Origin of the sequence: Deinococcus sp. Leaf326, from assembly GCF_001424185.1 — a bacterium.
Lineage (GTDB): Bacteria > Deinococcota > Deinococci > Deinococcales > Deinococcaceae > Deinococcus.
Window position 1 is genome coordinate 1 of record NZ_LMOM01000040.1, and the last position, 11995, is coordinate 11995.

10 protein-coding genes and 1 pseudogene are annotated in these 11995 nt (G+C 59.4%); 4 read left to right on the top strand and 7 right to left on the bottom strand.

Going from position 1 to position 11995, the window contains the following annotated elements; translation table 11 throughout:
- Positions 1-468 precede the first annotated feature (468 nt).
- The 4 genes from ASF71_RS13325 to rpmB form a co-directional block, all read right to left on the bottom strand.
- Positions 469-1629 (bottom strand): PQQ-binding-like beta-propeller repeat protein, encoded by a 1161-nt coding sequence (locus ASF71_RS13325; protein WP_056301011.1) that lies wholly within the window; start codon positions 1627-1629, stop codon positions 469-471.
- Between the two features lie 144 nt (positions 1630-1773).
- A complete protein-coding gene (locus ASF71_RS13330) occupies positions 1774-3063 on the bottom strand; it encodes a hypothetical protein (protein ID WP_156372814.1) in 1290 nt (429 codons plus the stop codon).
- 91 nt (positions 3064-3154) lie between these two features.
- Positions 3155-4324: a metal ABC transporter substrate-binding protein gene (locus ASF71_RS13335; RefSeq protein ID WP_056301016.1), complete on the bottom strand. Its 1170-nt coding sequence runs from the start codon at positions 4322-4324 to the stop codon at positions 3155-3157.
- Positions 4321-4566 (bottom strand): 50S ribosomal protein L28, encoded by a 246-nt coding sequence (rpmB, locus tag ASF71_RS13340; RefSeq protein WP_056301017.1) that lies wholly within the window; start codon positions 4564-4566, stop codon positions 4321-4323. Before rpmB ends, ASF71_RS13335 begins: the two co-directional genes overlap by 4 nt.
- 14 nt (positions 4567-4580) lie before the next feature.
- Here rpmB and ASF71_RS23835 point away from each other — a divergent pair, with 14 nt between their 5' ends.
- Both ASF71_RS23835 and ASF71_RS25565 read left to right on the top strand, forming a co-directional pair.
- Positions 4581-4841, top strand: a complete 261-nt coding sequence (locus ASF71_RS23835; protein WP_156372815.1) for a hypothetical protein — start codon at positions 4581-4583, stop codon at positions 4839-4841.
- 226 nt (positions 4842-5067) lie between these two features.
- Positions 5068-5196 (top strand): hypothetical protein, encoded by a 129-nt coding sequence (locus tag ASF71_RS25565; protein ID WP_255354744.1) that lies wholly within the window; start codon positions 5068-5070, stop codon positions 5194-5196.
- A 1374-nt stretch (positions 5197-6570) separates the two neighbouring features.
- Here ASF71_RS25565 and ASF71_RS13350 read toward each other — a convergent pair.
- Together ASF71_RS13350 and ASF71_RS23840 are read right to left on the bottom strand one after the other, a co-directional pair.
- Positions 6571-6828, bottom strand: coding sequence for a hypothetical protein (locus ASF71_RS13350; RefSeq protein ID WP_156372816.1), 258 nt, complete (start codon positions 6826-6828; stop codon positions 6571-6573).
- A gap of 36 nt (positions 6829-6864) precedes the next feature.
- The gene (locus ASF71_RS23840; protein ID WP_156372817.1) at positions 6865-7038 is read right to left on the bottom strand and encodes a hypothetical protein; all 174 of its coding nucleotides are present in this window, start codon (positions 7036-7038) and stop codon (positions 6865-6867) included.
- 1015 nt (positions 7039-8053) lie between these two features.
- On the opposite strand from ASF71_RS23840, the gene ASF71_RS13360 reads away from it, so the two are divergent.
- Complete coding sequence (locus ASF71_RS13360) at positions 8054-9340, top strand: TULIP family P47-like protein (RefSeq protein WP_056301032.1); 1287 nt, start codon at positions 8054-8056, stop codon at positions 9338-9340.
- A gap of 14 nt (positions 9341-9354) precedes the next feature.
- Positions 9355-10911: a TULIP family P47-like protein gene (locus ASF71_RS22860; protein WP_082506022.1), complete on the top strand. Its 1557-nt coding sequence runs from the start codon at positions 9355-9357 to the stop codon at positions 10909-10911.
- A gap of 735 nt (positions 10912-11646) precedes the next feature.
- Here ASF71_RS22860 and ASF71_RS22865 read toward each other — a convergent pair.
- Positions 11647-11995: pseudogene (locus tag ASF71_RS22865) on the bottom strand (transposase); the annotation flags it as partial.

An 11995-nucleotide genomic window follows, 5' to 3' on the forward strand; every position in this document is an offset into this window, starting at 1 on the left:
CGAGCGCCGTCATTCGGCGCTCGGCTACGCTACGCCCTGGTCTACACTCACGTCATCGGCGAACGCTCGCAACGCCGCTTGAAGTCAAACCTGGAGCATTACCCATGCTCCATTTCCTCCACGGCTGGCGGCGCAACGGGCTCTGCCGAGGCGTGAAGCTAACTAAGGAAGGGGCCGGGAAGATCCAGACCACCGGCCTGTGGCTGTGGACTACGGGCAAAAGCCGCGAGGACCTTCAGGACCACAAGCAGCCACTGCTAGCAGAAGGACTGAAGTGGCAGCAATGGGGCTACCATCGGACGCAGCGAGCCGGAAGATAGTGCGTCAGGTAAGAATGCCCAGAGTGAAGAGCGGAAGGCGCCGTCACAATAGATCCCTCGGCCAAGCCATAAGAGTGCTCTATAGACGAACACCCTACCCACTGATGAGCACCTTACCGTTGCGCTTGTTTAACTGCGCATGTCAGCCCTAGTGTTGCTCTCCTATGGCTTGAGTAAGGGTCACCATGGCCGGCGTACCGCCCACGGCGAAGCGGCGGGTCACCTGCAGGTCACTCAGGGCCACTTCCAACACCTCACCTGTGGCAGGACTGGTCACGTAGGTGTGCTCGGCGCCCACCGTCATGGTGGGCCGAACCGCCACAGTATCTGTGGGGTTGACCGGGGCAACGATCTTCACACTTTGCAGCACGCGGCCCGTCGCCGCGTGAAGGGTGTGGAGGGCCCCGTCTGCGGTGAGCACCACCAAACGCTGACCGTCCGCCGTAAAGGTGAATTTGAGAGGTGCAGCTGGGAGGGGCAACGCCGTCAGGGTGGTGTCCGTGTGGGTCCAGCGGGCCAGGCCTGTGCCGAAGTTGCCGTACAGAGCAGGGCTCTTGTCGTGGCCGGCCACAGTCCCGACGCGCGTGTCGGTGGGGGTTCCACTTGGGTTAGTCAATTTACGCGCGCTCACCTGCTGCCCCTGCACGGTGACCGCCAGAACGCCGTCGGTGCAGCCGAAGTACGCGGCGCTGCCCTGCACGCCCTCGCCGTGAAGGCCCGGGCACGGCAGATCCACTGTTTTGAGCAGCGTACCGGTCTTGAGGTCATAGGCATCGACCCGGTTGAGGCGCAAATACCCGCTGAGCAGGACGTCACCCAGCAGGGCCGGGGCACCATGATCAGGCTGGGCAACCTTGACAGCGGTCATGTCATTCGTTTTGCCTAAGAGCAACTCACCGAACACGGCCACGTCCCCACCTTTGTCATTGAAGATGGCGATGCGGTCGTCATGCGTGAAGAAGTGGGTGGGTTGCTGCCCGACATTGAGCGTGGCCAGGATATACGGCGCTTTTTGCACCAGGTCGGTGTGGTCACCGTGGTCGATGGCCCCAAGGCCTGAGTGCAGCACAGTGACGCGGTCGTCATCGCGGTGCAGGGCATACGCGTACGTGCCGCCCGGACCGGTGTACAACCCACTGAGTTTGCCGGGCGTGCTGAACTGCGCGATCGGGGCGCCGTCGGCTAAGCTCATGACTTTCAACTGGTGAGTTTTGCCATCCGCAACCACCAGACGCGTGGCGGTGGCTGCCAGTGCAGGAGTGAAGAGGCTCAGGGCAGCGGTCAGGGACAGGGCTGTGCTCAAACGCATAAAAACACTCCTATAAGGAAGAAACACCGTGAAGAAATGGACTGAGCGCGTGGTGACACCCATGTCGACTGGAGGGCGGTGCCCTGTGCGTGGGACCAGCAGCGGGCGCCTGACGAAGGGTGCCCACTGGGTGACACCCTGGCGTTACCGTCCTTCCAGCTCAGGAAGGTTCGTCCCGGCCTGCACGCTCACGAGGTAACCGCCCCCCTTCAAGGCGGTAGGCACGGCAATCTGCTGCGTCACCTGGTACGTCTGGGTGTCGATCACCGCGATCTGTCCTTCACCACCCGCACTCACGAACGCCCACCGGCCATCCGCACTGATGGCGGGAAAACGCCGTTCCGTGCCGGCCGCGCTCACCCCCGCTTGAGGGCCGGCTTTCAAGGTGCCCAGGGCGACGCGGGCCGTCACCTTCTGAAACAGAGGGGAACCCGGGTCAACATTGACGAACTGGGCAAAATCGCCCGCGCCCGTCAGGTTGGCGTAGACGGCCAGAGTCTTGCTCACGCCGGCGCGGGTGACGAGCCCGGTGGTGAGTGGGAAGCGCTGCACCGTACCGCGGGTCAGGTTCGTCCAGTGCAGGTCCACGTTGGTTTTGGCCCAGTTTGCTGCCTCTTGCGGCGCATTGATGGGTCCAAACACGTACCGGCCATCCGGCGTGAGCCGGAAGCGGAAGTTCTGCCCACCCGTGAACGTCGTGATATTCCAGGGCAGGGTTTTGAGGTTGACCAGGGTGTCCCCGCGTGCCTGGGCCAGTTCAAACCCACGCGCGGTCGAACCGGCCCAACGCCCTGTCGCCACTGAGAAGGCGTTCCCGTGTCCACCGGTTCCAACGGTGAGCGTGCTGGTGGGCCGCAGGGTGCCTTGGACCAGGCTGTCGGGGGCAGCCGTCAGCAGGTTGGCCAGGGGGTAGCTCAGCACCTGATCTGCTGTATGCAGGTAGACCGTGGCGGGCGTTCCCCCCACCGCGACGCTCAGCTCCGCGTCGGCCTGGCGGTTATCGACTTTGAAGGTGCGAGCCGCGTCGGTTTGCAGGTCGATCAGACTCAGGGTCTTCTGGACGCCTTCCTCGCTGGAGGTGCTGAGAAAGTAGCGGCCCGTGGGATCAACCGCAGTCCAGAGAAATGAACCGGTGATCGGTACAGGAATGCGCTTGCTCACTTGCGGCGCCCCGGTGCCACCGACATTCAGGACGATCAGTTGCTTGTGCTTGTTGTCTGGAATGACAACGCGTCCGTCAGGAAGGGTGACCACGCCGGCATGAGACGCAGCGACGATGTCACTGAGATCAAGTTCGAGCTTGAACTCCGGCACGCTGTACACATATATCCGGGCCGCGTCGGGATCAGCCACGAGTAGGTGGGGTGACGTCTGAGCTTCGGCAAATTGGGCGAGCAGCACAACGGTCAGAGCAGCAGCAAAACGTCGGAACATAGAACCTCCAAGCTTGGAAACGGCGGAGTGGATGAATCAAGGGCGAAAGCAGGGAGGCGTGCGCGCCGTCCGCCAGAGAGGGCACACGGGCTTATTTCAGGGCGCGCAGGAGGGTGTCTCGGTTGTGGCGCATCATGTCGGCGTACCCGGGAGTCTGGGCGCTGCCTTCGGGGTCAAGCACGTATAGGGGCACGCCGGCTTCAGCCGCGACAGCCCGTGCGGGGCCAGCCGGGAGCTGCGGTTCAGAGAACACGGCTTTCACGCCACTGGTGCGAATGGTTCTCACGGCCTGTGTCATCGTCTGGGTGCTGGGTTCGATGCCTTCCAGGGGTGCGAGGGTGGCGACCACCCGCAGGCCATACGCGCGGGCGAAGTACCCAAACGCGTTGTGAAAAGTCACGAGTTGCCCGCCGCGCACGGGGGCGAGGGTACGCCTGAGTTCAGCATGCAGGGTGTTCAGGCGCTGGGCTTCACGGTCCGCGTTCTGCCGGTAGGTGAGCGCGTTGTTCGGATCGGCTTTGGCCAGAGCTGCGCCCATCTGTTGGGCGGCCTGGGCCATCAGGCTGGCGTCCAGCCACCAGTGGGGATCGACCGCGCGTCCAGATCGGAGCGGAGTAAATTTCAGGGTCTCTCCCAGTCTCACGGTGGTGGCGCGGCCACCACTGGCCGCCACGTACTTTTCCAGCCAGGCGTCAGCGCCCAGACCGGCCATGAACACCAGGTCGGCACTTTTGAGGCGGACGAGGTCACGAACGGTGGGGTCGTAGCTGTGCGGGCTGGCACCGACGGGAACCGCACGCTCGACGCGGGCCGACGTGCCCGCCACACGGGTGGCCACGTCGTATAACGGTTGGAAGGACACCATGACACTCGGAGTCTGAGCATCCGCGCAGGAGAGCGCCAGGGCCAGCAGCAGTGGGATGCCCCTCACCGCTGGACCCACTGGTGGGTGGCAGGCGCCCAGCGGATCACCTGAGGGCACAGCCTCCCCACTGAAGCGCGCGAACGCTGCACGTTCCTCATCCGTATTCAGGTCACGGCCAATCATGACCAGGCGGCTGACGTCACTGGGGGTCTCTGCCAGTCGCTCGATCAGTTGGCCGTCCACACCCGTCTGGCCGAACTCATTTACGATGACGCCCATCCGGCGGGGATGGAAGCGTGCCGCGGTCTGACGGATCAGGTGATTGACCAGGGTGGTCTTACCTGCGCCCAGGAAGCCGGCAATGACCGTGACAGGAATGCGGGCAGCAGTGGTCACGCGAGTTCGATGCCGCGCACCGGGTTTTTTGTGAGGATGCGCAGAGCGTGGGCGCTCAGCCAGACCCGTTTCAGGACGCCGTGCTCACGAATGGTCTTCTTCTGGAGGTTGGCCTTCTGGACCCGCTTACTGATACCGGTGGTTTTGCGGCCGACGCCGCCTGCGGCGCGGGCTTTGCCCCGGCGCGTGACACTGTTGACGACCATGTTCTTTTTTCCGGTGAGGTAGCATTCGCGGCTCATGGTAGGGGGCCTCCGTGGACGAGAGCGGCGTAAAGATGGTGAGGCACCAGCGTTTGACTCAACAAGTCAGCCAAGGCCTGGCAGTCGCCGGTTTGAGTGATCAAGTGGTTAAGCAGGGCGGTTTTGTCGGTCCCCTCAGCACCGTGATGGGGATGAGGGGTGGAGAGAGGATTGATTCAGTCATCCTGATATTGATAACACAATATCAAATACTAGGCAAGGCACTCTATGGGGCATTCACCGATTCCTCTATTCCTGTTTGTGCCAAGTTTTGACAGCAGCGTCTCAGGAGATCAGCCGCATCGAGCACTCAACCCGGCATGCAGTTGTGCCCGCCCAACGGCACCTGCCCATGCGGGCTGTGCTGCCAGTGTTGTCCGCAGCATCGCTGCTGACCCTCCTGAGCTAGTGGTGGTTGGTGCTGTGAATCTTCCTCCAGAACGCGTGACGCGAATTGCCCGCCATCACCTGTTCAGTGTCGGCCCTGTGACCTGTAGCCCCATGGACGACCAGATTGTGAGGACCTTGCATATGCCCCGCGTGCTGCTGGTAGCGGTCGGCGCAGCCCTCGCGGTCTCTGACACCGTGCCCACCATTCTGGGCGAGGTGGATTTGGCAGCAATCCGGTGAAGAAACCAAGGCTGGCGCAGGCGGCGTACCGCGACCGCCTACCCTAGGCGTTAGCGCGCCACTGTCAATACCCGGTATGAGCGGCGCGGAGGGTGACTGGGACACGCGTGAAGAGGGGAAGGAAAGTCAGGTGGGGGTCTGTAGCAGGAAGCGGCTTGACCCGCGTGTGCCACGAGCCGCTGGTGGAGAAAGCAGCTTGAATCGTGGCCGCGCTGCTGACCCCCTCAAGCTGTCCAAAATAGGCCTGCCAAGTGGCGACATTCCGGTGGACGGGTGGGGGCAGACGATGCTCACCCAACTGCTGGGTGCGGTGGCTGAGGCTGTATGTGTCGGCGACCCAGGCTTCATGCGCAGCGAGTGCCGGGCGACATAGGGTGAGGCCCTGTGCCGCTGGGAGGAACTGGCCGCCGAGAGTGAATGTGCGAGTTTGCCGGGTGAACTGCAGGAGTCCAGCGTCAAGGTCCAGCCGGAGCCCGGCGCTATGCAGGGTCAGAGCATCCAAGGTGTAGGCGCTACTGCCATATGTGGTGACCTGCCGGGCAAAGCCGCGCCGTTGTAGGTCACCGTGACGGGCGTCAAGGCCAAACAGCCAGAACTGAACGGGCAAGGGACAGCGAGAAATGATATGAAACCGAGCCATATTCTCTGATAATACTTTATCAGTATCAAATTATGTTGAGGGCGAGCCCTGCTGCTCCTGGACACGGGTCTAAGGGTAGCGGTCTACATAGCCACCTCTATTGGGGAAGAGCGGCAGGCGTGGTCGGTCACGGCCGTCCCAGTGGCACCACTCCGGCAGGCTGATGAGGAGGCCTGGAGCGCACTACTGGGTGATGGGCAGCATGGAGGTCCACGGGGAATCGGGGACTGATGGTGGGCAGGAAGCCACGGAAGATCGTTATACGGACACCGTGGCCCCCTCCAGAGGACGGGGCCAGTGCTGGTCAAGCTCATGCGCTTTTCAGCGCAGGGAAGGCGACGGCCTGCACCGTACGGATCTCGTCGGCGAGTTGCGTGGCCGTGATGGTCCAGCGTGCCCAACGGTTCCGGTAGGCCGGGACCCAGCGGTCTTGCTCTTCACCCGGCGTGAGGTGGAGGTACGCGTTGCCGGACGAGGCGATGCCACTTGGATTGAAGCTGCCTCACCCGGCCATCCCAACTGCTTGCAGACCTGACGCAGGAAGCGCCGGGCATCCTGCTCGAACACCTTCTTCCCGACGTCGTTGTATCTGACATACCCCACGGCATCTGAGTACTCGCCCAACAGCGTCTCTCCGCCCTGTGCGCGTTGCACCCGGGCCTGCCACTGCGCACAGCGCGCTCGCCAATCGCCCGCAGGCGTGAACAACAGGCCCGCCGGCGTGAGCAGATTGGTCAGCGCCCGACTCGCACGCGCGGCCGCCGGGTTCTCGGTCTCGCCTCGAGCTTCACCGCGAGGTTCTCGCCATCCGGCATGACTGTGCTCAGCAGTGTACAGGTCAGGGCCACGGCCGTCGTCAGGCCCGACCGGCGCAGTGCGAGGTAGAACGTATGCCCGTCCTCTTTGACCTTGAGCACCTCACTGTCCGTGACCCGGCTAATCTCACGGGCAAGAGCGGTCATTGTTTCGGCCTGGATCAGGAGCTTTGCCATGTGCAGGATCAGGCCCCCTGTCACGGGGGCCAGGGCTTAAGCAGGCCAGCGCAGAATCGTGACGTGGGCCGCGTACGAGTCCAGGCTGAAGACCAGCGGCGTGGTCCACCGGTCCTCGGTGATCGGTGTCTGGCCCTGACCCTGCTCGATGCCCGGATCGATCAGCGCGACCTCTGGATACCGGCCCAGTCGCTTCTTCGCCTCCTGCATCCAGACCTGGAGGTGAGCGCTGCTGGACAGGAGACAGACGGGGTCCAGGGCATCCTCCCAGTCTGCAACAGCCTGAGGCCCTGAAACGCGTCCTGGAAGACCAGCAGGCCAAAGCGTTGATCGGCACTCCGCCCGTAGCCCTCCAGCAATACCAGCCCCGCATAGGTCGACAGCCTCGGAAAGAGCGTCGTGAGCGACCGCACGGCGGGATGAGGATTCAGGGGCAACTCGCCCCGCCGATTCACGTTTTTTGCAGCGGGAAGCAGCAAGAGGTCGAAGGCCTGCAGCTGCGTGCGCGGATCGGCATTCAGAAACTTCAGCATATGCCGAGGTGGCCCCAGGACATCCTGGGGCCAGAACTCAAGCGTATCCCTCAAGCGTGGCCTCTCACATAGAACAGCGGAGAGCTCAGGAACCACACCTCGTACAGAACAATGAATAGTTGCGCCGGCCGAGAACGACCATGTTCTTCGTAAAGAGATGCAGCAGAAGATTGAGGTAGGTCTTCGGCCGAAGAGCGAGTGAGGCCCCCGGCTCTGACAGACCCCGCTAGGTGAAGACCCATTTTTACGTCTGGAATGGGGAACTAGGGCATAGAGTGCCCCGAAGCTGCGTTGTTGATCAACCGTGGGGGGGACGGCGGGCGAGGAGGCGCTCCGTCAGCATGCGGGCACGCTCCCAGAGAGAGTGGGACTTCGACACCCCCAGAATCTCGCGTCTGGGGGCGCTTTTTCCGTCCCATGCAGATGCAACTCCTAAGTTAAATCCTTTACATATTGAACGAATCAAGTTTAAAGCGGTGGCATTAATGGCTAAATAATGGCTGTTACGTAACTCTACTTGTGGATCGCGTTTGCCTCCATCAGAGGCAAACGTCCGGGAGGTTGTTATGAATGACGTCCTCAATTATTCCCCTCACCTATTCTCCGAATATTCTGTGGTGGCTGAGCGAAGTTCGCAAGAACTTCAAGTGGATTTATCTTCTCCCTGCTCATCGGCAAACTGAGAGGAGCAGATGCCATCTTTAGAAGGCTGGGACACGCTTTCCGCGCTACCGATCTCTTTCGTCAATGCCGCCCTGGCGCAGCACAGCGCCTCTATTATCGGCCAGTTTTCTTTTACGGGCGGTGGATCGTTTAATACTCCTTATACCTGCACAGGTACCTTTGGGCCATTCGCTATCGCCCGAGGCATCAACACGACGATCATCAATCTACAAATGCCGGTCGCATCTGGAACAATCCAAACTGCGCAAACCACCGTTGACCTGGCAGGCGTCGTCGTCATTATGGCGGTATCGCTCACTTTTATTCAGGGCAGTGCAGTTGGTCTGAGCTTGGACCTTGCGGCAGCTGGCAAATACGGGACGTCGCCTCAACCGGGTCTGGTAACGCCGCTCTCTTTGACAGGTCCCCCCGCAGTTCTCACCTTACTCGGTCAGGCCGGAATCCAAGACGTTCTTGACGGCTTCGCGCAGACGATCGTCGAGCATGCCCAGCCGCTGCAATACTTTTTTGCCGAACTGAATGACACATTGTTGCCGCAGGAAGCTTGGCTGCAAGCGACGGCTTACGCCTACAGTTACCTGCTCCAGACGAGTGGCGACGATTACCTCGCTATTTCCACCATGGTGGCTGGGCATTCGGCACCAGCCACCGTCAACGTCGATGCCTCCTTCCTGCCTCCTGCAGGGAGTTCGGCGAACAGTGCCACGGCCATTACCGGGGATCTATTTTTACAGCAACTGATCATGCCGCAATTGCCTCAAGCCTTCCAAGGTCGTCTCAGCGCAGGAAATTTGTCATTCGATTCGGCGCAGCACCGAATTGTTAACAGTACACCATTTGACCTCGCTCAGATCCAGGTCGGACTGATCTGGTACACCCCGACGATTACTTCGCTTGTCGTCAACAATCAGGAGAATGCTATCCAGATCAGTCTGAGTGGCAATTGCGACCTGTATGCGGGCATCAGCATGTCCTTCTCCTTCCAGGCCTCCCCCAGTCTCAGTTTTTCGGGCGCGACGCAGACCCTGACCTTCCTCCCGGATCCCAATCCGATCTCCAGTCATCATGCCGATGTGCCCTGGTGGTGGTTTGCAGGGGGATTGATCGTGGAAGCAGTCGTCCAGGCAGTCGTCGCCGTGATCTCCAGCGATTTAGGTGATGACCTGACCAGCTTATTGAACACCCAGAGCATTTCTGGGGTACAGACTAACGTCAATTGGTCGGATGCCACCCATCAGACCGTTCTCGGTGTCGCGCTCGACAATAGTTTCTCGACGCTCGCGACGCTGACCTGAAGGAGAGATGACGAATGCAACTTCAACTTGGTGAACGTGAACTTATTGGTGACCGCTACCGTATTCCTGTAATTGATCTGGAGGCGCCCCCCCGTCTGGAGTTAGAGGCAACGCAAACGCCCACCACGCAGCCATTTCAGACCAATAACTGGGATACGGTGTTCTCGGCGAGTTTCACTCAGATGAACCAGTACATCTTGGCTGAATCCGAACTGCATCCGGAAAACTACCCCACCGCCTGGAGTGCAACCGTTCCCCCCAGTGGCTTCAGTGAAGGGTACTCGGGAAGTGGAACTTTTCAGCCTTGGCAACTGGACGCGGCCAATCCGGACAGTGGTGAAATGCTGATGATGAACTGGCAGATCCCCACCTGCACTGTCACGTTAGCCGACGGGACCACGTATAACGTCACGAATGCCGTGGCACAGGTGGAGGTTTCCCTGGTCGCGGTGTCGACAGAGGGGTCAACCAGTACACCTGGTCCGGTAACGAAGGCCTACATGCTGAATACTCAAGGCACTGCCACGTTGCCGGTGGCCACAGTGTTGACTGTGACCTATGAGACCCCTACTCCCCCCGTCGATGGTTTGGATGGAGCGATTAAAAACCTGTTGGCGACATGGGCTCAGAGCAACATCGGCGAGTTCAAGCATGTCTTCGCTACAATTACGTTGGACCAGCAAGCTTCTCCCAGTTCGTTTCAATGGTTGGTACCGACGACTTCGGCTTACGCGTACAACACATCCGGGAATCCGGATACTTCTTACTTCGCCGTCTTAGGCATGGTAGACAACCACTCGAGTGCGAGTACGGCCTTGGTTCTGGACGCGGGATCGGTTCCTGTAGGTCAGCAGGCTTGTTACAATTTAGCTCAGGATACGATGATGCAGGAGATGATTCTCCCCAATCTCGCTGGGCAGTTTCCTGCGGCTACAGCTGACACGTTTGTTTATGAAAACCACCAGATTGTACTGGCCGCTAATACAACTTTGAACATCGGGACTGTCAAGGTAGGTTTGATCAATTATGATCAGATTCTGGAGTCTTTCAATATTTCGGTCAATGGGAGTCAGCTGGTTGTATACTCTTATGTGCACACACCCATTTCGCCTGGAATTGACGCTTATGTAGAAAACACAGCTTACTACAATTTAACCCTCGGAACAAGTAGCACCGGAACTCAATCCATCACATACACGGTAGCTCAGCCCCCCCTCCAGCGAAGCTGGAGCGAAACAGCGACTTGGGTGATCATTACTGAAGCGATTGCAGATTTGATTTTAGCGGTGATCGGCGCAGTGATCGGTGCAGTCGTATCGTCTACGTTGAGCACGACGCTTCGTGTGATTGTGGCCATCGTTGCTGGTGGTGTGCTGGCGGCCGTTACGCAGATTCTTGAGGAAACACCTGTTTGGATTGCCGGGAGTGTTCCAGATACACTACCAGCTATTGACGTACTTTTTAACAATGCAGCGGGCGGGTATAAGTGGACAGATACAGCAAATTTCAAACTGACTACAGTAGGACTTAACGGGTCATTACAGATGTCAGGTCAGATGATTCCTAACTAAGACAAAGTTCATATTAGTCAATCTAGTTAGTATGTAAAAGCAGTCATTTCAAAGCGACTGCTTTTACATACTAACTGATGCTGGAGAAAACGAGTTTCCTCATACTCAGAATCCACAACTTGTATAGGGCAATGATAGCCGTGCTAGCCAAAAGATTCTGCGTTTTCTGTAAAGAGGTATAGCAGACGATAAAGGTAGAGATTCAGCTAAAGGGCGAACAGCATATGTTGTACGCTGCTCGCCAGCATTAGACTCAGTCGCGGGTCAATCGGGATCAGTGTCTAGAGTGCTTCCTCTAAGAGTGAGATCTCACGCAGTACCGCCTCGTCAGTTCAGGTCAAAATCACGCATCCGGCACAGCAGCGCATTCGTGAGCTGTACGGTTCGACTCTGAATTCCGGAGAGTTCCCAGGGTCGTGCGGGGACGAGATCTTCTTGCCCCTGGGTGGGAGAGGCCCGGTAGAAAAGCTCACTTGGTGTAACGGTTTCCCCGCCAGGCTCACCGTATTCAACCAGAAGGTGTTGTTAGGACCGAAAAAAATCAGGAAGAGATGTCTGGCGCCCAGCGGATGACCGAACAGGGTCTCTGCTGTGAAACTCAGGACCCCCTATTGATCTCGGCATAAATTGGAGTCTATCAAGTGCTGTGGAAGCTGGATGTAGCGTACGCGCTGCCAGGCCCTGACCAACCGGGCCTTGAGCTCGTCCACGTTCGACGCACAGAAGTTCCCCAGNTCAAGTGCTGTGGAAGCTGGATGTAGCGTACGCGCTGCCAGGCCCTGACCAACCGGGCCTTGAGCTCGTCCACGTTCGACGCACAGAAGTTCCCCAGGATATTGCGCTTGACATATGCCTAGACCAGCTCGATGGGGTTGAGCTCTGGGGCATACGGCGGTAAGTACACCAGTGAGAGACGTTCGTGGCCAGCCACGAACGTCTGCACGGCTTTGGCCCGATGGATGCTCGCATTGTCCAGGACGACCAYCAGGTGCCCGGTCACATGGCGCAAGACATGCTCGAAAAACTGGATCACATCCCCACTCCGCATGGCGCCCTTTTTTGTGTTCTGGAAGAACTGTCCCCC

Coding starts and splice junctions, on each gene's coding strand:
- ASF71_RS13325 (WP_056301011.1), bottom strand. CDS start 1,629: ATGCGTTTGAGCACAGCCCTGTCCCTGACCGCTGCCCTGAGCCTCTTC.
- ASF71_RS13330 (WP_156372814.1), bottom strand. CDS start 3,063: ATGTTCCGACGTTTTGCTGCTGCTCTGACCGTTGTGCTGCTCGCCCAA.
- rpmB (WP_056301017.1), bottom strand. CDS start 4,566: ATGAGCCGCGAATGCTACCTCACCGGAAAAAAGAACATGGTCGTCAAC.
- ASF71_RS25565 (WP_255354744.1), top strand. CDS start 5,068: ATGGACGACCAGATTGTGAGGACCTTGCATATGCCCCGCGTGCTGCTG.
- ASF71_RS13350 (WP_156372816.1), bottom strand. CDS start 6,828: ATGGCAAAGCTCCTGATCCAGGCCGAAACAATGACCGCTCTTGCCCGT.
- ASF71_RS23840 (WP_156372817.1), bottom strand. CDS start 7,038: ATGCAGGAGGCGAAGAAGCGACTGGGCCGGTATCCAGAGGTCGCGCTG.
- ASF71_RS13360 (WP_056301032.1), top strand. CDS start 8,054: ATGCCATCTTTAGAAGGCTGGGACACGCTTTCCGCGCTACCGATCTCT.
- ASF71_RS22860 (WP_082506022.1), top strand. CDS start 9,355: ATGCAACTTCAACTTGGTGAACGTGAACTTATTGGTGACCGCTACCGT.